General features: G+C 70.2%; 18 protein-coding genes. 12 read left to right on the top strand and 6 right to left on the bottom strand.

Going from position 1 to position 23,043, the window contains the following annotated elements:
- Positions 1 to 2: 2 nt before the first annotated feature.
- Genes ACH4YL_RS20310 through ACH4YL_RS20300 form a run of 3 tightly spaced genes read right to left on the bottom strand, consistent with a single transcriptional unit; the run spans position 3 to position 2,765 of the window.
- The gene (locus tag ACH4YL_RS20310) at positions 3 to 1,298 is read right to left on the bottom strand and encodes a coenzyme F420-0:L-glutamate ligase (RefSeq protein WP_398508770.1); all 1,296 of its coding nucleotides are present in this window, start codon (positions 1,296 to 1,298) and stop codon (positions 3 to 5) included.
- Positions 1,295 to 2,251, bottom strand: a complete 957-nt coding sequence (cofD, locus tag ACH4YL_RS20305; RefSeq protein ID WP_398508769.1) for a 2-phospho-L-lactate transferase — start codon at positions 2,249 to 2,251, stop codon at positions 1,295 to 1,297. The genes ACH4YL_RS20310 and cofD overlap by 4 nt, the downstream gene beginning before the upstream one ends.
- A 13-nt stretch (positions 2,252 to 2,264) precedes the next feature.
- A complete protein-coding gene (locus tag ACH4YL_RS20300; protein ID WP_398508768.1) occupies positions 2,265 to 2,765 on the bottom strand; it encodes a cysteine dioxygenase in 501 nt (166 codons plus the stop codon).
- A 652-nt stretch (positions 2,766 to 3,417) separates the two neighbouring features.
- Between ACH4YL_RS20300 and ACH4YL_RS20295 the strand changes: the two genes are divergently transcribed.
- The 3 genes from ACH4YL_RS20295 to ACH4YL_RS20285 all read left to right on the top strand — a co-directional run bounded on the left by ACH4YL_RS20295 (position 3,418) and on the right by ACH4YL_RS20285 (position 9,192).
- Positions 3,418 to 3,681: a WhiB family transcriptional regulator gene (locus tag ACH4YL_RS20295; protein ID WP_105871487.1), complete on the top strand. Its 264-nt coding sequence runs from the start codon at positions 3,418 to 3,420 to the stop codon at positions 3,679 to 3,681.
- A 220-nt stretch (positions 3,682 to 3,901) separates the two neighbouring features.
- Positions 3,902 to 7,666, top strand: coding sequence for a glycosyltransferase (locus tag ACH4YL_RS20290; protein ID WP_398508767.1), 3,765 nt, complete (start codon positions 3,902 to 3,904; stop codon positions 7,664 to 7,666).
- The gene (locus tag ACH4YL_RS20285; RefSeq protein WP_398508766.1) at positions 7,663 to 9,192 is read left to right on the top strand and encodes a DUF5719 family protein; all 1,530 of its coding nucleotides are present in this window, start codon (positions 7,663 to 7,665) and stop codon (positions 9,190 to 9,192) included. Before ACH4YL_RS20290 ends, ACH4YL_RS20285 begins: the two co-directional genes overlap by 4 nt.
- 21 nt (positions 9,193 to 9,213) lie before the next feature.
- Here the strand turns inward: ACH4YL_RS20285 and ACH4YL_RS20280 are convergent, their stop codons facing one another.
- Entirely contained in the window at positions 9,214 to 9,639 is a 426-nt protein-coding gene (locus tag ACH4YL_RS20280) for a DUF3499 domain-containing protein (protein WP_398508765.1), read from the bottom strand.
- Positions 9,640 to 9,913: 274 nt separating this feature from the next.
- Between ACH4YL_RS20280 and ACH4YL_RS20275 the strand changes: the two genes are divergently transcribed.
- The 6 genes from ACH4YL_RS20275 to ACH4YL_RS20250 all read left to right on the top strand — a co-directional run bounded on the left by ACH4YL_RS20275 (position 9,914) and on the right by ACH4YL_RS20250 (position 15,721).
- Entirely contained in the window at positions 9,914 to 10,342 is a 429-nt protein-coding gene (locus tag ACH4YL_RS20275) for a metallopeptidase family protein (protein WP_398508764.1), read from the top strand.
- Positions 10,343 to 10,434: 92 nt separating this feature from the next.
- Positions 10,435 to 11,799 (top strand): phosphomannomutase/phosphoglucomutase, encoded by a 1,365-nt coding sequence (locus ACH4YL_RS20270; protein ID WP_398508763.1) that lies wholly within the window; start codon positions 10,435 to 10,437, stop codon positions 11,797 to 11,799.
- 199 nt (positions 11,800 to 11,998) lie between these two features.
- Positions 11,999 to 12,181: a Trm112 family protein gene (locus ACH4YL_RS20265; RefSeq protein ID WP_326650288.1), complete on the top strand. Its 183-nt coding sequence runs from the start codon at positions 11,999 to 12,001 to the stop codon at positions 12,179 to 12,181.
- Between the two features lie 46 nt (positions 12,182 to 12,227).
- Complete coding sequence (locus ACH4YL_RS20260; protein WP_398508762.1) at positions 12,228 to 13,367, top strand: SIS domain-containing protein; 1,140 nt, start codon at positions 12,228 to 12,230, stop codon at positions 13,365 to 13,367.
- A 59-nt stretch (positions 13,368 to 13,426) separates the two neighbouring features.
- Positions 13,427 to 14,590, top strand: a complete 1,164-nt coding sequence (gene manA / locus ACH4YL_RS20255) for a mannose-6-phosphate isomerase, class I (RefSeq protein ID WP_398508761.1) — start codon at positions 13,427 to 13,429, stop codon at positions 14,588 to 14,590.
- A gap of 153 nt (positions 14,591 to 14,743) precedes the next feature.
- Positions 14,744 to 15,721: a cation diffusion facilitator family transporter gene (locus ACH4YL_RS20250; RefSeq protein ID WP_398508760.1), complete on the top strand. Its 978-nt coding sequence runs from the start codon at positions 14,744 to 14,746 to the stop codon at positions 15,719 to 15,721.
- Between the two features lie 77 nt (positions 15,722 to 15,798).
- Here the strand turns inward: ACH4YL_RS20250 and ACH4YL_RS20245 are convergent, their stop codons facing one another.
- A complete protein-coding gene (locus ACH4YL_RS20245; protein WP_398509085.1) occupies positions 15,799 to 17,841 on the bottom strand; it encodes a fructose-specific PTS transporter subunit EIIC in 2,043 nt (680 codons plus the stop codon).
- A 400-nt stretch (positions 17,842 to 18,241) separates the two neighbouring features.
- On the opposite strand from ACH4YL_RS20245, the gene ahcY reads away from it, so the two are divergent.
- Together ahcY and ACH4YL_RS20235 are read left to right on the top strand one after the other, a co-directional pair.
- Positions 18,242 to 19,699 carry an adenosylhomocysteinase gene (gene ahcY, locus ACH4YL_RS20240; protein ID WP_398508759.1) on the top strand — a complete coding sequence of 486 codons (1,458 nt, stop codon included), beginning with the start codon at positions 18,242 to 18,244 and terminating at the stop codon, positions 19,697 to 19,699.
- Positions 19,700 to 19,869: 170 nt separating this feature from the next.
- Entirely contained in the window at positions 19,870 to 20,484 is a 615-nt protein-coding gene (locus ACH4YL_RS20235; RefSeq protein ID WP_398508758.1) for a hypothetical protein, read from the top strand.
- Between the two features lie 72 nt (positions 20,485 to 20,556).
- On the opposite strand, the gene ACH4YL_RS20230 is transcribed toward ACH4YL_RS20235, so the two are convergent.
- The gene (locus ACH4YL_RS20230) at positions 20,557 to 21,501 is read right to left on the bottom strand and encodes an RDD family protein (protein WP_398508757.1); all 945 of its coding nucleotides are present in this window, start codon (positions 21,499 to 21,501) and stop codon (positions 20,557 to 20,559) included.
- Positions 21,502 to 21,622: 121 nt separating this feature from the next.
- Between ACH4YL_RS20230 and ACH4YL_RS20225 the strand changes: the two genes are divergently transcribed.
- On the top strand, positions 21,623 to 22,630 hold the full coding sequence (locus ACH4YL_RS20225) for a stage II sporulation protein M (RefSeq protein WP_398508756.1): 1,008 nt from the start codon (positions 21,623 to 21,625) through the stop codon (positions 22,628 to 22,630).
- Positions 22,631 to 23,043: the final 413 nt, after the last annotated feature.

Genomic DNA, 23,043 nt, shown 5'->3' with positions numbered 1-23,043 from the left:
GGCTACCTGACCTCGATGAAGGCCGAAGCCTCACGCGCCGGCCGCGGCCGAGGCGCCTCGGCCGCGTGACCGATCGCCACCGCGCCCATCGGGTCCCACTCGGCCGGCAGCCGCAGTACGTCCCGTACGACATCGCGGCAGAACATCGTCGACGACACCCACGCCGAGCCGAGCCGCTCACCGGCCAGTGCCACCAGGAAGTTCTGCACGCCCGCGCCCGTCGCGACCACGAACATCTCGCGTTCGGCGGTGTCCCGGCGCGGATCGCCGTAGTGGTGCGAGCCGTCCATGACCAGGCACGGCACCACGAGATACGGCGCGCGCCGCAGCACATCGCCGCGTCGCACGCGCTTGGCGACCGACTCCTCGGACTTGCCGTCCCGCCGCAGGTCCGCGATCCAGGCGTCCCGCATCGCGTCGAGCAACTCGGTACGCGCGGCGGGCGATTCGAGCAGGACGAACCGCCATGGCGTCGTGTGGTGCGGCGCGGGCGCCGTCACCGCCGCGGCCACCGCTCGCCGTACCGCGCCCGGGTCCACCGGCTCGTCCGTGAACTCCCGCACCGTGCGGCGCTGGGTGACCGCCTCCCGTACCGCCTCCGACGTGCCGAGCCGGAACATGTCGTCGGCCGCGACGCGCACCAGCGCGCGAGCGTCGGCCTCGCCGCCCATCAGATGCCCGAGACCGCGCACCACGGCGACCGGCAGGCCGTCGGCCTTGCCCTTCACCAGGTCTCCGGCGGCGGCCAGTTCGTCCGCGGTGGCGACGACGGTCGCGCTCAGCGGATTGCCGTGCGCGTCGGTGCCGCCGCGCAGATCGTCCAGGACCTGCACGCCGGCCGCGCCGATCGCGACATCCGTCAGCCCGTTGCGCCAGGGCCGGCCGAAGGTGTCGGTGACCACGACGCCGATGTCCACGCCGAGCGTCTCCCGCAGCCCTTCGCGGATCGCCCGCGCCGAGGCGTCCGGGTCGGCGGGCAGCAACAGGACTGTCCCGGCAGGCGTGTTGGAGGCGTCGACACCGGCGGCGGCCATCACCAGGCCCTGCCGGTTCTCGACGATACGCAGCGTGCCGCGGCGCGCCACGACCCGTACCGTCTCCGCGTCGATGGCCTCCTCGCGGTCCGCCGCGGCGACGATCCGGCCCTCCGCCTTGCTCACGATCTTGGACGTGACGAGCAGGACGTCGCCGTCCACCAGCCCCGGCTCCGTGGCGGCGATCAGCTTGGCGAGGTCGTCGCCGGGCCGGACCTCGCCGAGCCCGGGCAGCGCCCACACCCGGTACGAGGGCCCGGTCACGCCCGTACCTCCGTGGCCAGCGCCAGCGCCTGCCGCGCCATCTCCGCGGTCGCGTCCACGTCCGTCATCAGCAGCGGCACGGCCCGGCAGCGGATTCCCGCGCTCTCCACCTCGGCGACAGTTCCCGCGTCGACGGTGTCGACGAGCCAGCCGTCCAGCAGCCCGGAGCCGTAGTGCCGCGCGACGGCCGCCGCGGTCGCCTCGACGCCGACCGCGGCCAGCACCTTGTCGGCCATCCCGCGCACGGGCGCGTCGCCGACGATCGGCGACAGGCCCACCACCGGCACGCCCGCCTCGGCGATGGCCTCCCGGATGCCGGGCACCGCGAGGATCGTGCCGACGCTGACCACCGGGTTCGACGGCGGAAAGAGGATCACGTCGGCGGAGGCGATCGCCTCCAGCACGCCAGGCGCCGGCTTCGCCTGGTCCGCGCCGACCGGCACGACGGCCTCCGCGGGCACGGACGCCCGCAGCTTCACCCAGTACTCCTGGAAGTGGATGACCTTCCGCTCGCCGTCGACCTCGACGGCGACATGGGTCTCGACGCGGTCGTCGGACATCGGCAGCAGTCGTACGCCGGGCTTCCAGCGGGCACAGAGGGCCTCGGTGACATCGCTGAGCGGATAGCCGGCGGCGAGCATCTGCGTACGGACGATGTGCGTCGCGAAGTCACGGTCGCCGAGGCCGAACCACTCCGGCCCCACTCCGTACGCCGCGAGCTCGGCCTTGACCTGGAACGTCTCTTCCTCGCGCCCCCAGCCCTGCTCCTCGTTGATGCCACCGCCGAGGGTGTACATCACGGTGTCGAGGTCGGGGCAGACCTTGAGCCCGAACAGATGGATGTCGTCACCGGTGTTGCCGATCACCGTGACGTCCGCTTCGGGCGCGGCCTTCTTGAGGCCGCGGAGAAAACGGGCGCCGCCGATGCCGCCGGCCAGAACCACAATGCGCATGCGGCCCAGTTTGTCAGGCGACGGGGACCTCGCGGACGGCCGGGGCCGAGCACTTGGCGTGCATCGGCATCTCGGTCAGACCCGGGTAGTAGACGTGCAGAGAGACGGCCGGTTCGAGCGAGTCATTGACGACTTCGTGCACATAACCGGGCGCGAACACCCGCTGCGCTCCCGCGCCGATGGATCGGGACGTCTGCTCGGTGCGCTCGGTGAGCTCACCGTCGAGGACGGTCAGCACGCCCGAGGAGCCGCCGTGGTCGTGCAGCCCGCTGCCCTGGCCGGGCACCCAGGACAGCAGCCACACCTCGTAGCCGGGGCCGGTGCGCAGCCGGTGGTACCAGCGGGAGGCGGCGTCGTATTGGACGAGATGGGCCCACTGCGCGCGGTCGGCGGCGATGGAGCGGGCCAGACCGACGAAGTCGGCGACGGTGGCCGGGTGCTCGCGGGCGGGCTGGAGAAGGTGCTGTACGGCGAGGATGTCGCCGGCGATCTGGAGGTCGCTGTCGCTGTTCATGGGTGCGGTGATTCCTCGGCAGAGACTGTGCAGTGCTGGGGGAGGGTGTCGCAGGTCATGCGGTGAAAGAGCTGGAGCACTACGGCATCAACAGCTGGAACAGCAACAGCGCGCCTGGACAGCGCTGCGGAACCCACGGACGTGGGTCGCAAGGAGCGCTGAGGTCGCTGGCATGTCATCAAAGGTGACGGTTCGGCCTCTCCACTGTCAACTTGATGACCGATTTGGCGGCAATGTTTCACCTCATCCGGTTACGGAGTCCGGAGAAAGGTTTGTGCAGTCGTGGCCGCGGAGACATGGCGCACCAACCGCGCTCGCAAACGTCGCGCCGGTCCTGTGATCGGACTGTGATCCGGATCGCTTGTTTGGCTGGATCGCAACAAGATCGAACCCCGCGACGTCTTCCCTTCTGACAAGGCCTGCACGGGTCCGGGGAGGGAGGGTGTGGGGCAGGCCACTGGCATGTGTCAGGTTTTTGGTGATTTGAACACTTTCCGCATAGCCTTGGTTCCGCAGAGTGAATACGAGGCCCAATAGCAGATCCCGGCTTGACTGGCCCGGATCCACGCACTTGTAATTTCACTCGTGTCGTTCGGCCGAAATCGATCACGGCATACATCACGGGGACGTAAAAGACAGACGAGGGGCGCACATGACCGAGCTGTTCGAAGAACTGTTGGTCGAGGACGCGGATGAGGAACTCGGCTGGCAGGAGCGCGCGTTGTGCGCCCAGACCGATCCCGAGTCCTTCTTCCCCGAAAAGGGCGGATCCACCCGAGAGGCGAAGAAAGTCTGCCTTGCCTGTGAAGTCCGTTCCGAATGCCTCGAGTACGCCCTCGCCAACGACGAGCGATTCGGCATCTGGGGCGGCCTGTCCGAACGTGAACGCCGCCGGCTGAAGAAGGCCGCCGTCTGAACACCGACCGCATATCCCCAGCAGGACCACACAGCGTGAACAACGGTCCGCCGCCTGCGGCATCACCGCAGCCGGCGGACCGTTCTGCGTCCGGCCGCAGCCGCTGCCTCAAGGCTTCGCGCCCCGGCGCTTTTTCCTACCGTTAGTGTGGGGCCCCGTCCGAGACGCTCCCACGCCCCTTCGGGGCGACCCCCCCCCGGCCGGAGGGCCCGTTACCTCAATGTCCGCCACCGCGTTCGCCCCTGCACAGCCGCCCGAGTTCGCGCGGCATGTCGTCACCGCCGTGCTCGTCTCCCACGACGGCGCACGCTGGCTGCCCGACGCCCTCGCCGGACTCATCGGCCAGGAACGGCCCGTACAGAACGTCATCGCCGCCGACACCGGCAGCGCCGACGACTCCGCGCGGCTGATCACCGAAGCACTCGGCGCCGAACGCGTCCTCCACCTCGCCCGCCGTACCGGCTTCGGAACGGCCGTCGAGGAAGCGGCCCGTACCGCCGGCGTGCTCACGCCGGACGACCTGCCGTATCTGAAGCGGCCCAGCGGCTGGGACCCGGTCACCAGGACCTGGCGCGACGACGCGTACGACATGCCCGAACTGCCCTACGGGGAGCCCGTGCAGTGGCTGTGGCTGCTGCACGACGACTGCGCGCCCGAGCCCACCGCGCTCGCCGAACTGCTGCGCGTCGCCGACTCGGACGAGTACGCCGCGATCATCGGCCCCAAGCTCCGCGGCTGGTACGACCGCAAGCAACTCCTCGAAGCCGGCGTCTCCATCGCCAACAGCGGACGCCGCTGGACCGGACTCGACCGGCGCGAACAGGACCAGGGACAGCACGACCAGATCCGCTCGGTGCTGTCCGTCTCCTCCGCCGGCATGCTCATCCGCCGCGATGTCTACGAGCAGCTCGGCGGCTTCGACCGCCGGCTGCCGCTGATGCGCGACGACGTCGATCTGTGCTGGCGCGCACACGCCGCAGGACACCGGGTGCTCGTCGCACCCGACGCCGTCCTGCGGCACGCCGAGGCCGCGGCCCGCGAACGCCGCACCGTCGACTGCGCGGGCCGGTCGGTCGCCAGTCCGCACCGCGTCGACAAGGCGGGCGCCGCCTACACGCTGCTCACCAACGCTCGCGGCCGCGCACTGCCTTATGTACTGCTGCGCATCGTGTTCGGCACCCTGCTGCGCACCCTCGCCTATCTCGTCGGCAAGGTGCCCGGCCAGGCAGTCGACGAGGTCATGGGGCTCTTCGGCACCCTGCTGCGCCCGGAGCGGATCATCGCCGGCCGCCGCCGACGGGCCAGACAGGGCGGCGGCGTCGAAGCGGGCGAACTGCGTCCGCTCTTCCCGCCGCCCGGCGCGACCGTACGCGCCACCGTCGAACAGGTCGCGGGCCACCTCGGCGCCGGAAAGGAAGCCGACTCCGGCGGCTCCCGGCACGGCGCCGTCGAGTCCGGACCCGGTGGCGACGACGCCGACTTTCTGGAGATCGAGCAGTTCGCCCGGCTGAAGAAGATCGCGCGCAAGCCCGGACCCGTACTCTTCGCGCTCCTCCTGCTGATCTCCGTCATCGCCTGCCGCGGACTCTTCGGCGGCGGATCACTGGCCGGCGGCGCACTGCTGCCCGCACCCGCCGACGTCTCCGACCTCTGGTCGCGCTACGCGATGAGCTGGCACCCGCTCGGCACCGGCGGCACCCAGACCGCGCCGCCCTATCTGGCCATCCTGGCCGTTCTGTCCACGGTCTTCCTCGGCTCCACCGGCTTCGCGCTCACCGTGCTGCTCGTCTGCTCGGTCCCGCTCGCCGGACTCAGCGCGTACTTCGCCTCCCGCCCGCTCGTCGAATCCCGGCTGCTGCGGGCCTGGGCGAGCATCGCGTACGCCTTCCTGCCCGCGGCCACCGGCGCGCTCGCCACCGGACGGCTCGGCACCGCCGTGCTCGCCGTCGTGCTGCCGCTGATCGCCCGCGCGGGCGTCGCGGCCCACGGCCTCGGCGGGACCGGTCGCGGCAGCTGGCGGGCCACCTGGGCCTACACGCTGCTGCTCACCTTCGCGATGGCGTTCACGCCCATCGTGTGGCTGCTCGCGCTCGTCATCGGCATAGCCGTCCTCGTGCTGCGCCGCGACGACATCACCGCGCACGGGCTGCGCTTCCTCGCCGCGATTGGCACGCCGCTGCTCGTCCTCGCGCCCTGGTCGCTGTCATTGCTGGCCGGCCCGAGCGGCTTCTTCCGCGAAGCCGGACTGGACTTCGGCTCCGGAGCCGCTTCCGCGCTCGACCTCCTCGGCATGAGCCCCGGCGGCCCCAAGGCGGCCGGCGGACTCCTCCTCATCGGCATCGTGCTCGCCGCGCTGGCCGCTCTGCTGCGCGAGGAGCGGCAGTTCGCCATCCGCACCGCCTGGGCCGTCGCGCTCACCGCGCTGATCTTCGCGGCCATCGCCAACGGCTCCGGCTGGGCCGGACCCGCCACGCTCGTCTACGGAGTCGCGCTTCTCACCGCCGCAGTGCTCGGCGCGGAAGGCGGCCGCAGCCGCGTCGCCGCCCAGAGCTTCGGCTGGCGTCAGCCCGTCGCGGCGATCATCGCGCTCGCCGCCGGACTCGCACCGCTTTTCGCCGCCGCCGGCTGGATGCTCGACGGCGCCGCGGGCCCGCTCTCGCGCCGCGACCCGGTCCAGGTGCCCGCGTTCGTCGCCGAAGAGAGCGACACCCGCGACCAGCCGCGCACGCTCGTACTCGGCGGCAGCTCGGCCGCCAAGGTCTCGTACACGCTCGTACGCGGCTCCGGCGGCCGCCTCGGCGACGCCGAACTGGCCGAGGCGGGCGGCAGCGACGCCCGTCTCGACAAGATCGTCGCCAATCTCGTCGCGGGCTCCGGCGCCGACCAGACCAGCCAGCTCAGCGGCTTCGCGATCCGCTATGTGCTGGTACGCGACGAGGCGCCGCGCCAGACCAGCCGCGTCCTCGACGCCACCCCCGGACTCAACCGCCTCAGCCAGCTCGACGGCAGTGCGCTCTGGAGCGTCGACCGGCAGGTCGCCCGCGCCACCATCGTCGGCGGCAAGGGCGATCCGCTGCCCGTCGCCTCGGACGCCGTCGAGGCGCACGCCAAGATCCCGGCGGGCGCGGATGGACGTGTGCTGCGCATCGCCGACCGCGCGGACGAGGGCTGGCAGGCCACTCTGGACGGCCGCGCACTGACGAAGACGACGGTGGACGGCTGGGCACAGGGCTTCCAACTCCCGGCCGAGGGCGGCCGGTTGGACCTCACGTACGAGAACTCGACCGGTCACACCGCCTGGATCTGGGCGCAGGGCTTCCTCGCGCTCGTCCTGCTGGTGCTCGCACTGCCAGGCCGGCGGGTGCAGATCGACGACGACCTGCCGGAGGAGGCCATCGCCGTACCGGCGCAGCCCGTCGACGGCGAGGGCCGCCGGGCACGCAGGCTCCGCGCCCAGGCCGAGGCGGAGGCCGAGCCGTCCGGCGAGCAGGCCGAGCAGCCTGAGGAGACGGCCGGGTACGCCGATCCGTACGCCCAGGTCTCCGCCGGCCAGGACGTCTTCGCGCAGCAGCAGGCGCCGTACGCGGCCGTGCCGGAGCAGCAGCCGCAGCAACAGCAGTACGGCGAGTGGGACGCGCAGACGTACGCGGATACCGGATACACCAACGCCGGATACGGCAACGACCAGTACCAGTACGGAACCGAGCAGAACTACGGCAACGAGCAGTACGAGCAGCCGTATCAGGCCGATCAGTACCAGGCGCAGGCTCAAACGCAGGCGTACGAGGGCCAGTTCCAGGAGGGGCAGTTCCAGGACGGCCAGTTCCAGGACGGCCAGTTCCAGGAGGGTCAGTACCAGGACGGTCAGTACCAGCAGGGTCAGTACCAGGAGGGGCAGTACGACCCCTACGCGTACGGCGACACCGAACAGCCCCCCGACCCGAACGCCAACCCCGGCAACGCGACCCGAGGCGACTCAGAGTGAACCGCACAACCATCTCCCTGCTCGCCGCCGCCACCGCTCTCGCCGCGGTCACCGGATTCGCCGCGCTCATGGCGCCCGACAGCTCCGGCGCGAGCGAGGCGACGGCTCCGGCGCGGCTCCCGGTCGAACGCTCCAGCCTGCTCTGCCCCGCGCCGAGCAGCTCCGAGCTCGCCGAGACCGCGTACACCTCCTTCACTCCGGCGGGCAAGACCGCCGGCGCGAAGGACGGCGCGGCCGAACTGAAGCCGTCCGCGGCGGTGTTGGTGGACACCGAGCCCAAGAAGGACGAGACGAAAGAGGGTGCGGTGAAGAAGCCGGGCGCGGACAAGCCCGTGCTCGCGCTGAAGGAGCCCGGCAAGCCCGTCGCCGCCAAGGCGAGCGGCGGCGACGCCCCCGCGCTCGTCGGCACCGCCACCGGCCGCCTCGCGCCCGGCTGGACCGCCCAGCAGACCACCACGGTCACCGTCGGCGGAGCACGCGGCCTTCTCGGCGTCAGCTGTACCGCGCCCGACACCGACTTCTGGTTCCCGGCCGCGTCCATCGCGGAGAGCCGGCAGGACTACGTCCACCTCACCAACCCGGACGACACCCCGGCCGTCGCCGACATCGAGCTCTACGGCAAGGACGGCGCGCTCAAGACCACGCTCACCGAGGGCATTCCGGTCCCGGCGGGAGCCAGCGTGCCGGTGCTGCTCTCCACCCTGACCGCCGACCGCGCCGAGGACGTCACGGTCCACGTCAGCACTCGTACGGGGAGGGTCGGAGCCGTCGTACGGGCCGCCGACGAAAAGGTCGGCAGCGACTGGCTGACGGCATCGGCCGACCCGTCAGGCACCGCCGTCCTGCCCGGCATTCCCGCGGACGCGACGTCGGTGCGCCTGGTGGCCTTCGCGCCCGGCGACGACGATGCCGACCTCAAGGTCCAACTCGCCACGCCGGACGGCCGGATCACACCGGCCGGGCACGAGACGCTGCACGTGAAGTCCGGGATGACGGCGAGCGTCGACCTGCTGGACGTGACCAAGGGCGAGGCCGGTTCGCTGATCCTCAGCCCCTCCCAGAGCAGCAGCGCGACACCGGTGGTGGCCGCGCTGCGGGTCGTCCGCGGCAAGGGCGACAAGCAGGAGGTCGCCTTCATCCCGGCGACCGCCGCGGTGGGGGAGCGGGCGTCCGTGGCCGACAACCGCGCCAAGGGCTCGACGCTCTCGCTGACCGCGCCGGGAACCGCGGCTCAGGTCAAGGTCACCGCGTCGGCCGGCACGGAGGGCGGCAGCCAGGCCGTCAAGACGTACACGGTCAAGGCGGGCACGACGCTGGCGATCACCGACCTGCCGGTGCCGGCCGGTCTGAAGGGCTCGTACGCGCTGACGGTGGAGACGGTGTCGGGCGGCCCGGTGCACGCCTCGCGGACGCTGGCACTGCCGCTGGACGGCATCCCGATGTTCACGGTGCAGGCGCTGCCGGACGACCGCGGAACGGTGGCGGTGCCGGCGGCGGAGCAGGACCTGTCGGTGCTCGACGACTGACGCCGGCCGGGGTCGCTGCTACTAGTCGGGGGAACGCAGCACCCGCAGATGGCCGCGGCGCGCGACCTCCATCGGGTCCGCCGTCCGCCGCCCGTTCTGTCCGGCGGCCTCCGCAGCCCTGCCCTGTGGGCGAGCTGCCTCACGCACGGCATTGGCGAGCGCCTCAAGATCGTCGCCGCTCGGACGGGAGGGCGCGGACCCGTCCGTGAGCCGTACGACCTCCCAGCCGCGTGGCGCGGTCAGCCGCTCGCTGTGCTCGGCGCACAGGTCGTAGCAGTGGGGCTCGGCGTAGGTGGCGAGCGGGCCGAGGACCGCAGTCGAATCGGCATAGACGTACGTCAGTGTCGCGACGGCAGGGCGGCCGCACGCGGTGCGCGAACAGCGACGTACAGGGCTCACGACGTTGGACGGTACCGCACTCTTGAGCGGGCTGCGACGACTCTCCACCAGGTCACTCCACCGTGTCGTGCTGCGAGGTCCGGCATAACGTTCCCCCGGGCAACTGCCCTGACCTGCAGGGGGAGAGAAGATCACGGGCGGCGACCAACCGTGATCCGGTCATGACTTGGCGTAAATGAGGTCATTCGCCGTCCGAGGTGCGATCGCTGGAGGGTCGGCAACCGGGCCCAAGCGTGACCGGAATGTTCAAATAGCGACATGCTGCCTCCCGGGCGTGAGCGCGCGATGGATGCACGCCCCGGAGAGCTACCCTGCGTCAGTGATGGACAGTCCTGTACCGCCCCCACCGACCGATCCACGGCCGCGCCGTCGCGACCGCCACGGCCGCGGCATGCGCGGGCCGGTCGCCCCGCCCCAGGTGCCCCTCGCGGCGAGCCGGGCCGAGTCCTTCCGTGACCTGGTGCAGGACTCGGTCGAACGGCTGGAACGGCGCTGGCCGCAGCTGGCCGACGTCGACTTCCTCGTCCTGGACGTGCCGGGAGCGCCGGACGAGTCGGTGCCGCTGGGCAGCTCGCTGCCCGCGGACAAGGGACGGCCGGCCAGGATCGTGGTCTACCGGCGGCCGGTGGAGATCCGTACCAAGAACCGCGACGAGCGGGCGCTGCTGGTGCACGAGGTGGTCGTGGAGCAGGTGGCGGAGCTGCTGGGGCTGGCTCCGGAGTCGGTGGACCCGCGGTACGGCCAGGACTGAGCGACCCAACTCACCGGGCTGGATGATCCCTTGGTCCGGGCGGGTACGTTGAGGTTCCGAGGTGACCGCAGAGACTTCAGGAGGGTTGGGCCGTGGCTGCTGATCTGTCGCAGATCGTGAAGGCGTACGACGTTCGCGGGGTGGTGCCGGATCAGTGGGACGAGGCGCTGGCCGAACTGTTCGGAGCGGCGTTCGTCCAGGTGACGCAGGCGTCGGCGATCGTCGTCGGCCATGACATGCGGCCGTCGTCGCCGGGTCTTTCGGGCGCGTTCGCGCGGGGCGCGGCGGCGCGGGGAGCGGACGTCACACTGATCGGGCTCTGCTCGACGGACCAGCTGTACTTCGCTTCGGGCAGCTTCGGCCTGCCGGGCGCGATGTTCACGGCCTCGCACAACCCGGCGCAGTACAACGGCATCAAGATGTGCCGCGCTGGCGCGGCGCCGGTCGGCCAGGACACCGGCCTCGCGGACATCCGCGCGCTGGTCGAGACCTGGTCGGAGGAGGGCGCGCCCGCCCCGGCCGCGACGACCGGCACGGTGTCCGAGCGCGACACGCTCGAGGACTACGCGGCGCATCTGCTGTCGCTGGTCGACCTGTCGGCGATGCGTCCGCTGAAGGTGGTCGTGGACGCCGGCAACGGCATGGGCGGCCACACGGTCCCCACGGTGTTCTCCTCCCTGCCGCTGACTCTCGTACCGATGTACTTCGAGCTGGACGGCACGTTCCCGAACCACGAGGCGAACCCGCTGGACCCAGCGAACATCGTCGACCTGCAGGCACGCGTCCGCTCCGAGGGTGCGGACCTGGGCATCGCCTTCGACGGCGACGCGGACCGCTGCTTCGTCGTCGACGAGCGGGGCGAGGGCATCTCGCCGTCCGCGATCACGGCACTCGTCGCGGCGCGGGAACTGGCGAAGCACCCCGGCGGCACGGTGATCCACAACCTGATCACGTCGTGGTCGGTCCCCGAGGTGGTCCGCGAGAACGGCGGCGAGCCGGTACGGACACGGGTCGGCCACTCCTTCATCAAGCAGGAGATGGCCAGCACGGGCGCGATCTTCGGTGGCGAGCACTCGGCCCACTACTACTTCCGCGACTTCTGGAACGCTGACACGGGAATGCTCGCGGCCCTCCACGTCCTGGCGGCCCTCGGCTCCCAGGACGGCCCGCTGTCCGCCCTGGTGGCCCAGTACGACCGCTACGCGGGCTCCGGCGAGATCAACTCCACGGTCGACGACCAGTCGGCCCGCACGGCCGCGGTCAAGTCGGCGTACGGCTCCCGCAAGGACGTCACGATCGACGAACTCGACGGCCTGACGGTCTCCACCGAGGACTGGTGGTTCAACCTCCGCCCGTCCAACACGGAACCCCTGCTCCGCCTGAACGTGGAGGCGAGGGACGAGCCGACGATGGCGAAGGTGCGGGACGAGGTACTGGGGCTGGTGCGCGGGGCGTGAGTCCGGGGAGGTGGGTGTACCCCGTACCCCCACCTCCTTCGGGCCGGTTCCCCCGCCCGAGGGGATGTACGGAGGAACCTCCCGCGCACCCCAGAACGCGCCGCACCCCTGTCCCCGGCGGTACGCTGACGTGGCCCAATCCGCATGCCCGCGACCGCATGTTCGACATGCGATCCGCCCCGAAGGGACACCCCACCACATGCCGCTCGAAGCCGGTCTCCTGGAGATCCTCGCCTGCCCGGCCTGCCACGCCCCGCTCAGCGACCGCACGGCAGCCGACACCCCCGAGCTGATCTGCACCGGCAAGGACTGCGGCCTGGCCTACCCGGTACGGGACGCCATCCCCGTCCTCCTCGTCGACGAGGCACGCCGACCCGCCTAGGGCCTGTCCCAGACGAAAGGCCCTGACCCCCAGGAGGCCCAACCCCATGCTCGACGAGTCGCTCCTCGACGCCCCGGAATCCCTGGCCCGTGCCGATAGTCGTGGTCTGCTCCGAGGCGCAGCCGAGGCCGGGGCGCGCGTACGCACCGCCGCCCGGCACGCCGCCGAGGCCGGCATCGCCGAGCTGAAGCCCGAGGGCCGGCCGCGCGCCGTCCTCGTCGCGGGCTCCGGCACCGCCGCCACCGGCGTCGCCGACCTGATCGAGGCGCTCGCCGGCGCGGGCGCCCCCGTCGCCCGGCTCCACCCCACCGGCGTCGCACCCGCCGCCGGCGCACTGCGCTGGGCCCTCCCGGGCTGGGCGGGCTCCGTGGACCTGCTGCTCGTCGCGACGACGGACGGTTCCGAGCCCGGCCTCGCCCTCCTCGCCGAGCAGGCGTACCGCCGCGGCTGCACCGTCGTCGCCGTCGCCCCACAGCGCTCCCCGCTCTCCGAGGCCGTCGACGACCAGCACGGCATCGTCGTCCCCATGGCCACCGCCCCGCACGAGCTGTACGACGAGACGGTGACGGCGAGCCCGGGCGCGCTGTGGGCCCTGTTCACCCCGCTGCTCGTGCTCCTCGACCGTGTCGGCCTGCTGGAAGCGCCGCCGGAGACGCTCGCCAAGGTCGCCGACCGCCTCGACCAGACCGCCGAACGCTGCGGCCCGGCCATCGCCACGTACAGCAATCCCGCCAAGACACTCGCCGCCGAGCTCGCCGACAGCCTCCCGCTGATCTGGACGGAGGGCACCGGCGCGGCCCCGGCGGGCCGCCGCTTCGCCGCCGTACTGGCCGAGCTGGCCGGCCGCCCCGCTCTCGCCGCCGAACTGCCGGAGGCGCTGCCCGCGCACGGCGTGCTGCTCGCCGGCGACTTCGCCGCCGGCGCGGACCCGGAGGACTTCTTCCGTGACCGCGTGGAGGAGCAGCAGGCGCTGCGCGCCCGCGTCGTCCTGCTGCGCGACCGTCCGATCGGCGGTCTCACGGCCGCGCCCGCCGCCCGCGAGCTTGCGCTCAGCCATGACACCGCGATCAGCGAGCTCGAGCCGGAGGAGGGCACCGAGCTGGAGTCGATCGCCGAACTGCTCGCCGTCACCGACTTCGCCGCCGTGTATCTGTCGCTGGCGTCCGCCGTCAACCCGCCTTCGTAGCCCGCGCAAGCGCCCCGCAGCCCGCCCTCGCCGTACGCCCTCGTAGAACCAGGAAGACCATGGACCGGCTCTCCAACACCGTGCGCCCCTACGCCTGGGGTTCCACGACCGCCATCCCGGAACTGCTCGGCGTCGCCCCCACCGGCGAGCCCCAGGCCGAGATGTGGATGGGCGCGCACCCGGGAGCGCCGTCCCGGACCGGCCGCGGCGCGCTCAACGACGTCGTCGCCGCCGACCCCGTACGCGAACTCGGCGCCGCTGCCGTCGAGAAGTTCGGTCCGCGCCTCCCCTTCCTGTTCAAGATTCTCGCCGCGGGCGCGCCGCTCTCCCTCCAGGTCCACCCCAACCTCGCCCAGGCGAAGGAGGGTTACGCCGCCGAGGAGAGCGCGGGCGTCCCCATCGACGCCCCGCACCGCAACTACAAGGACGCCAACCACAAGCCCGAACTGATCTGCGCGCTCACGCCGTTCGACGGCCTCTGCGGATTCCGTGCACCGGACGCGGCCGCCGATCTGATCGCCGCACTCGACGTGGACTCGCTCAAGCCGTACGTCGACCTGCTGCACGCCCACCCGGAAGAGGCCGCGCTCCGCGAGGTTCTGACGGCGGTGCTGACCGCCGATCCGCAGGAGATGGCGGCCACGGTCACCGAGGCCGCGGCAGCCGCGGACCGGCTCGGCGGTGACTACGCCCCGTACGCCGCGATCGCGCACCACTACCCGGGCGACCCGGGCGTGATCGCCGCGATGCTGCTCAACTACGTCCAACTGCAGCCCGGCGAGGCCCTGTTCCTCGGCGCAGGCGTCCCGCACGCGTATCTCAACGGCCTCGGCGTCGAGATCATGGCCAACTCCGACAACGTGCTGCGCTGCGGACTGACCCCCAAGCACGTCGACGTCCCCGAACTGCTGCGTATCGTCCGCTTCGAGGCGACCGACACGGGCGTGCTGCGCCCGGAGGCGTCGCCGTCGGGCGAGGAGGTCTACGCGACTCCGATCGACGAATTCCGGCTCTCGCGCTTCGTGCTGGCGCCGGGCGCGGCGCCGCGCGACCTCACGGCCCTCACTCCGCAGATCCTGCTCTGCACCGCGGGCAGTGCGACGGTCGGTGAGCTGGCGCTCGGACCGGGCGAGTCGGTGTTCGTTCCGGCCGGGGACAAGGCGGAGATCTCGGGCGCTTCGGACGGCGCCGGCACCCTCTTCCGGGCAACTGTGGTGGCCTGACGCAGCGCCACCGCGGCGGGCTGCAACAATGGCGCACCGTAAAGGCCGGGCAAAGCCCGGACGCCAGGTACGGCAGGCACAGCAGGTACGCCAGGCACAGCAGGTACGCCAGGTACAGCAGGTACAGCAGGTACGAAGGGACATCCGGCACTCATGAGCGCGTCAGGCGGAACCAAGGCGATCGTCGCGGCACTCGCCGCCAACCTCGCAATCGCGGTAGCGAAGTTCGTTGCGTTCCTGTTCAGCGGCTCTTCGTCGATGCTCGCGGAAAGCGTCCACTCGCTCGCCGACTCCGGCAACCAGGGACTGCTGCTCCTCGGCGGCAAGAAGGCCAAGCGCGAAGCGACCAAGCTGCACCCCTTCGGCTACGGCCGCGAGCGCTATATCTACGCCTTCCTCGTCTCCATCGTGCTCTTCTCGGTCGGCGGCATGTTCGCGATCTACGAGGGCTACGAGAAGATCAAGCACCCGCACGAGATCGAGGCCTGGTACTGGCCGATCGGTGTCCTTGTCTTCGCGATCATCGCCGAGTGCTTCTCCTTCCGTACGGCCATCAAGGAGTCCAACCAGATCCGCGGCAATCTCTCCTGGAAGGAGTTCGTGCGCCACGCCAAGGCTCCCGAACTCCCCGTCGTACTCCTGGAGGACCTCGGCGCGTTGGTCGGTCTGGTCCTGGCGCTGGGTGGCGTGGGCATCGCGCTGGCCACCGGCGACGGAGTCTGGGACGGCATCGGCACGCTCTGCATCGGCATCCTGCTCATCCTCATCGCACTCGTCCTGGCGGCCGAGACGAAGTCGCTGCTGCTGGGCGAGTCCGCGGGCACCGACGAGTTGAAGAAGATCGAGGACTCGATCGTCGACGGTGAGACGGTCACCGGCATCATCCACATGCGTACGCTCCACCTCGGCCCGGAGGAACTGCTGGTCGCGGCGAAGGTCGCGGTGCAGAGCGACGACACGGCGGCGGAGGTCGCCGCGGCGATCAACGCGGCCGAGGACCGGATCCGCGCGGCCGTGCCGATCGCCCGCGTGATCTACCTCGAGCCGGACATCTACAGCGAGTCGGCGGCCGCGGCGGGTGTGAATCCGGCCAAGGCCCCGGGCGGCCCGTCCCCGGACGCGGCTCACTGACGTCGGCACGCAGACGAAGGCCCCCGGACCGAGTTGTCGGTCCGGGGGCCTTTCGCATGGCCGCTGATGCCTGCCGGCTACTGGATCTCGCCCAGCACTTTCAGGATCGTCGCCTCGTCCGGAGCGGCCGACAGCCGGTCGCGGAAGGCGTTGTCCATGAGCTTGCGGGACAGCATGGCCAGAATGCGCAGATGCTCATCACCGGCGGCCGCCTCAGGCACGGTGATCATGAAGATCAGCTTGGCCTTCGTGCCGTCGAGCGAACCCCACTCCACGCCGTCCGCGGACCGCGCGAAGCCGACGATCGGCGCGGTGACCGCGTCGGTCTTGGCGTGCGGGATGGCGATCTCCTCGCCGAGCCCGGTGGTGCCCTGCTCCTCGCGGGCGAACGCGGCCGCCACGAGCGCGTCCTGATCGGTCACCTTTCCGGTGGTCGCGAGCATCGAGGCCAGTTCGCGGATGGCCGCGTCCTTGGTGTCGGCCTCCAGCCGGACCTTCACGGTCTGCGCGGTGAGATACCCGGACAGCACCTCGTTCTCGTCCGGCTCCGGGTCGGGGGCCAGGTCGGGGTCAGGGTCCGCGTCCAGGTCGGGGGCCGGGGGCGCCGGGGGAGCGACGGCCTTCTCGGTGCTTACGCTTCCTGAGCCCGCTGCACCGACGCCAACGAGAGCAGCCTCCGGAACGCCACCCCCACCGGCAGGCGCAAGCGCCGCCGATCCGCGATCCGCCCGACCCTTGATGTCGATCAGCGCATTCGTGGTGAGCGCGGTGACGACGGTGCCGATGGCGACGGCGAGGAAGAACATCGGGACTCCACCGACCGCACCGAGCACGGCCACAATCGGCCCACCGTGCGGAACCGCGTCCTCGACACTCGCCAGACCGGCGATCGCACCGGCCACCGCGCCGCCGAGCATGTTCGCCGGAATCACCTGCGCGGGCCTGGCCGCGGCGAACGGAATCGCGCCTTCGGAGATCCCGAACATGCCCATGAACAGCGCGGCCATACCGGTCTCCCGCTCCTGCTCCGAGTAGAGCCGCCGGCGCAGCAGCGTGGCGAGTCCCTGCCCGAGCGGCATGACCGGAATCGCGGCGGCGCACATACCCATCACGGTCTGATTACCGGTGGCGATGAGGCCGGCCCCGAAGAGGAACGCGGTCTTGTTGACCGGCCCGCCCATGTCGAACGCGATCATGAGACCGAGTATTGCGCCCAGCAGAATCGCGCTGGTCCCGGTCATCCCGCTGAGCCAGTCGGTGAGGTGCGTGAAGACCCAGGAGATCGGCTTGCCGATGACATAGATGAAGAAGAGCCCCAGCGCCGTCGTCGCCACGATCGGGATCACGATGATCGGCATGATCGGCCGCGCGAACTTGGGGACCTTGACCTTCTTGATCCACAACACCAGATACCCGGCCAGGAACCCGGTGACGATGGCCCCGATGAAGCCCGCGCCCGCCTCGGAGTCGTAGAGCGAGCCGGTGTTGGCGATCCAGCCGCCGATCATGCCCGGAACCAGCGCGGGCCGGTCGGCTATCGCGTAGGCGATGTAGCCGGACAGGATCGGGATCATCAGCGTGAAGCCGATGACGCCGATCTCGAACACATCTGCCCAGAAGCTCCCCTTGGGGATGGCGTAGCCCTTGGCGGTGGCGTCGCCGCCGAGCGCCAGCGAGATGGCGATCAGCAGACCGCCGACGACCACGAACGGGATCATGTACGAGACGCCGTTCATCAGCGCCTTGTAGACGATGCTGCGCTCCTTGCCGCCCCCGCCCGCTCCGGCTCCGCCGGATGCCGGACCGTCACCGCTGCCGCCGCCCGGAGCGTGCACCGGCGCGTTCTGCACCTGCTCGATCAGCCTCTCCGGATGACGAATCCCTTCGGCGACTCCGACGGACAGCACCTTCTTGCCCACGAATCGACTCCGGTCGACATCCTTGTCGGCCGCGATGATGATGCCGTCGGCCTCTCTGACATCGTTGTCAGTCAGAACGTTCTCGGCGCCGATGGAGCCCTGCGTCTCCACCTTCATCTCGATGCCGAGCGCGTCCGCGGCCTGCGCCAGCTTCTCCGCCGCCATATAGGTGTGGGCGATGCCCGTCGGACAGGCGGTCACGGCGAGCAGCTTCACCGTCCGCCGCTCGCTTCCCGGACTGGTCACGTGTTTCTCCTAACGCTGTGGCGCAGATCGAGCAGATCTCCCGATCGACCAGCATCGTGCAACACGTATGCGCCACATCAAAAGCCCTGGTAACCCTGCTTCTTCGGGCCCGGGCCCTCGATGTGTCCGGATCCCGACCCCAGGCGGGCTGGGGCCCGCTGCACCGATCGGTGTAGATTCGTGACCAGAGTCAGACGTCGCTGCTGATGGCGGTCGGGCGGTCCGTTCTGCGGACCCACCGAGGGAGAGAGGGCCTCCGACGGACTGCGCTGCGAGTGCCCGGGCATTCTTGTGCCCGCCGCCGCAGAGCCAGCCGTACCCACCCTCGACCAACCACCACGAGGAGCAGCTCGTAATGACGACTGTCGCCACCGGTCAGGACTTCAAGGTCGCCGACCTTTCCCTCGCCGCCTTCGGCCGCAAGGAGATCACTCTCGCCGAGCACGAGATGCCCGGTCTGATGTCGATCCGCAGGGAGTACGCCTCGACGCAGCCGCTCGCCGGCGCGCGGATCACCGGCTCGCTGCACATGACGGTGCAGACCGCGGTCCTGATCGAGACCCTGGCCGCGCTGGGCGCGGACGTCCGCTGGGCGTCCTGCAACATCTTCTCGACCCAGGACCACGCCGCCGCCGCCATCGCCGTCGGCCCGAACGGCACCCCGGACAACCCCCAGGGCATCCCGGTCTTCGCCTGGAAGGGCGAGACGCTGGAGGAGTACTGGTGGTGCACCGAGCAGGCCCTCACCTGGCCGAACTCGCCCACCGGCGGCCCGAACATGATCCTCGACGACGGCGGTGACGCCACCCTGCTCGTCCACAAGGGTGTCGAGTTCGAGAAGGCCGGCAAGGCCCCGGACCCGTCGACCGCGGACAGCGAGGAGTACAGCTACATCCTCACGCTGCTCAACCGCACCCTCTCCGAGACCCCGCAGAAGTGGACCCGCCTGGCGTCCGAGATCCGCGGTGTGACGGAGGAGACCACGACCGGTGTTCACCGTCTGTACGAGATGCACCGCGACGGCACCCTCCTGTTCCCGGCGATCAACGTCAATGACGCCGTCACCAAGTCGAAGTTCGACAACAAGTACGGCTGCCGGCACTCGCTGGTCGACGGCATCAACCGCGCCACCGATGTGCTGATCGGCGGCAAGGTCGCCGTGATCTGCGGTTACGGCGACGTGGGCAAGGGCTGCGCGGAGTCGCTCCGCGGCCAGGGCGCGCGAGTGATCATCACGGAGATCGACCCGATCTGCGCACTGCAGGCGGCGATGGACGGCTACCAGGTGACCACGCTGGACGCGGTCATCGACACGGCCGACCTGTTCATCACCACGACCGGCAACAAGGACATCATCATGGCCGCCGACATGGCCAAGATGAAGCACCAGGCGATCGTGGGGAACATCGGTCACTTCGACAACGAGATCGACATGGCGGGCCTGGCGAAGATTCCGGGCATCGTGAAGGACGAGGTCAAGCCGCAGGTCCACACGTGGACGTTCGCGGACGGCAAGGTGATCATCGTGCTGTCCGAGGGTCGTCTGCTGAACCTGGGCAACGCGACCGGGCACCCGTCGTTCGTGATGTCCAACAGCTTCGCGGACCAGACGCTGGCGCAGATCGAGCTGTTCACGAAGCCGCAGGAGTACCCGACCGACGTGTATGTGCTGCCGAAGCACCTGGACGAGAAGGTGGCCCGGCTGCACCTGGACGCGCTCGGCGTGAAGCTGACCACGCTCCGTCCCGAGCAGGCCGCGTACATCGGCGTCGAAGTCGAGGGCCCGTACAAGCCCGACCACTACCGCTACTGATCGGCTACTGACACACCGACAGCAGTAGGTACCCGCGGTACCAGGCAGGCCCCCGCACCCCCGTGTCGGGGGCCTGCCCCGTACCGTCCTCGCACGGCTCCGGCTCCACGGCAGAGCCTCACGGCACTGCCCACCGGACCGCCTCACCGCACAAGGACACCCACGCCCCCATGCCCCGCGGCCGTTATTCGCTCCACGATCCGCACGATCACACCCCCCTCGGCGAAGAACACTTCCACTGCGCCCCCGGCCCCTCCGGCTGGCGCTACGTCTCCCAGATCACCACTCCCTCCGGCGACCACGCCGGCTCTGTCGACCTCGCCCTCGACGAACTCGGCCGCCCCATCCGTCTCGAACTCCACGCCGCGAGCTGGCAGGTCCGCGGTGCCGCCATCGACGGCGTCACCTGGGTCCGCACCGACCCCACCGGCAGTCATGCCACCGAAGGCAATGTCCGCGCCCACGCCTTCACCGGCACATCCCCCGCGTTTCTCATCGCCACCGCACGTCTGCTGCGCCTCACCCCCGATTCCCCCGCGACGCGCGTACGCCTTGTCGCCTTCACGGATCCCGTCCTCGCTCCCCGCACCCTCGACCAGTCCTGGGCCCTGATGAAGAGTGAAGCGCACGCCACTGACAATGGCCTGCTGACCGTGGACGAGTACCAGGTCAGCGCCCTGGACACGGGCGAACAGCACGCCGTCCACATCGCCGGCGACGTGGTTCTCGCGGCACCGGGCATCGAACTCGAACACCTCGAGTCGCCGCCGTCTGTCTTTCCCTGACGCCTAACCTTCTCGGACCACGTTGCGGGGCGCCCCGAGCAGCTCGTCGGTACTCCTACGCGGCCGGCACTTCTACGCGGGCGGCGCGAATCCCGTCGTGTGCGGCGCCTCAACCGGCGCATCCGAGACAACCGGCGTATCCGAGACCGGCTCTCGTGCCGGGTCCCTGACCACTGACGGCCGTACCGGCTCGACCTGCGCGGCGAGCCCGGGAACTCCCGCTGTCGAGGGCATCCCGGCCACGGCGCCGGCCCCAGCCGCAGCCCGCGTTCCGAAAGCGCGCCGCGCGTCCCTCGCCTGCCGCTCATTCACGACGGCCGCCAAATACGCGGCCGGCGGGACTCCCGGCGGCATCGGCGCTCCCGTGCGCCCCGCCAGATCACCGGCCAGGCGTTCCGCCATCGACCAGCTCACCGCCGGATCCAGCTGCCTCATTCGCGTCAGGTACTGACGTATCGCAAGCCACAGATGGTCCGGCACACCGGACAGATCCAATTCCGAGAACCGTCCGACCAGCCACGGCGGCGGAGGCGGCACAGCGACCATCCCGCGCGCGGCCGGAATCCGCTCCCGTACGACCAACGTCCCCGCGAACACATCGCCGATCCGCCGCCCCCGCGCCGACACCAACGAAGCGATACACGCGATGACACCGAACGTCATCAGGATCTCCACGACCCCCATCGCCCCACGCACCAGCGCATGCCGGAACCGAATCGGCCCTCCGTCGTCCCGCACCACCCGCAGCCCGCACGCGAGCTTCCCGAGCGAGCGCCCATTACTGAGGGTCTCCACGGCTATCGGCCCACCCACCAGCACCAGCAGAAATGTCGCGATCGCCACAGCCGTGACAGCCGCCTCGTCCAGCGAGGCAGTCGCCACCCCAAGGCCTATGGAGATCAGGAGATACACGGCCCACACGACGACAAGATCGATCACTATGGCGAGTGCCCGACTCGGCAGTTTCGCCGCCTGCAGCCCCAGTACGACCGCATCCCCCGTCACAAGCGCACTCACCGCTGCCGCCCTTCGCCCTAGACCTTCCCTGCCCCTTGGTTCCTCAGTCTGCCAAGCTGGCCCGCAGCGCGCCGCAGTAGTACGAACCGTACGCACCCAGTGCCTGGAGCAGCAGCCGACCATGGACCTCGACGTCTTCGTCACCGCCCACCGTCCGGAGTGGGACCGCCTGGACCACCTACTGCGCCGGGGACGCAGCCTCACCGGTGCCGAGGCCGACGAACTCGTCGCTCTTTACCAGCGCACGGCGACCCACCTCTCGCTCATCCAGTCCAGTACGCCGGACCCGATCCTCACTGCCCGGCTCACCCAGCTCGTAGCGCGCGCCCGCTCGACTGTCACCGGCACCCGCCGCTCCACTTGGCGCGACGCGGTCCGCTTCCTCACAGCCGGTTTCCCCGCGGCCGTCTACCGCTCCCGCAACTGGTGGATACCGACAGCCGTACTGTCCACACTCCTCGCCGCCATCATCGGCTGGTGGATCGGCACCCACCCCGAGGTCCAGTCGTCGATCGCCGCCCCGGAGGAGCTCCGCCAGCTGACCCGCCCCGGTGGCGAGTACGAGACGTACTACTCCAGCCACCCCGCGGCCTCGTTCGCGGCCCAGGTCTGGACGAACAATGCCCAGGCCGCCGCCATGTGCCTGACCCTGGGCGCGTTCCTGTGCATCCCGGTGATCCTGATCCTGTTCGTCAATGTGCTGAACGTCGGCGTCGGAATCGGCCTGATGTCCTCGGCCGGCCGCCTCGACGTGTTCCTCGGCCTGATCCTCCCGCACGGCCTGCTGGAACTGACCGCGGTCTTTGTAGCAGCGGGTACGGGCCTGCGCCTCGGCTGGACGGTCATCGACCCCGGCCCACTGTCCCGCCGCACAGCCCTCGCCCAGCAGGGCCGCGCGGCGATCGGCATGGCCATCGGGCTGGCACTCGTCCTCTTTGTCTCAGGCGTCATCGAAGGCTTCGTGACGCCGTCCGGACTGCCCACCTGGGCGCGCATCACCATCGGCATCGCAGCCGAGCTGGCCTTCCTCGCGTACGTCTACGTCCTAGGAGGCCGAGCGGCCCGAACAGGCGACACGGGCGACGTCGAGACTGCCGACCGCAGCGCCGAAGTCCCGGCCGCTGCCTGATGTGCGAGGCCCCGATCTGACCTGCTAGTCTCCTCTCCGCCCACAAAAACCGTTGACACGGCATGTGTGGGGAGGTAGATTTGAACGGTTGCCTCGGACTGGACATGTCCGAGTGTGACGGTTAGTGTCTCTCTCGCTCACAACGGAAATTCAATTTCCGCAGAGCCAATTTGACCCCTTATCCGGATCTCGCAGGCTGATTAGCTCAGCCCAAAAGGTCTGATAAAGTCGGGTTCGCCGAAAGGCAAATGGCTTCTCCAACGGCCATTGGATTGAATTCCGAACCGGAAACGGTAGGGAAAACGGTCTGGTAAGGTTGGAAACGCAAGACCGAAGGGAAGCGCCCGGAGGAAAGCCCGTGAGGGTGAGTACGAAGGAAGCGTCCGTTCCTTGAGAACTCAACAGCGTGCCAA

Origin of the sequence: Streptomyces sp. NPDC020681, assembly GCF_044334895.1 — a bacterium.
Classification (GTDB): domain Bacteria; phylum Actinomycetota; class Actinomycetes; order Streptomycetales; family Streptomycetaceae; genus Streptomyces.
This window is presented reverse-complemented; position numbering and strand designations above follow the sequence as displayed.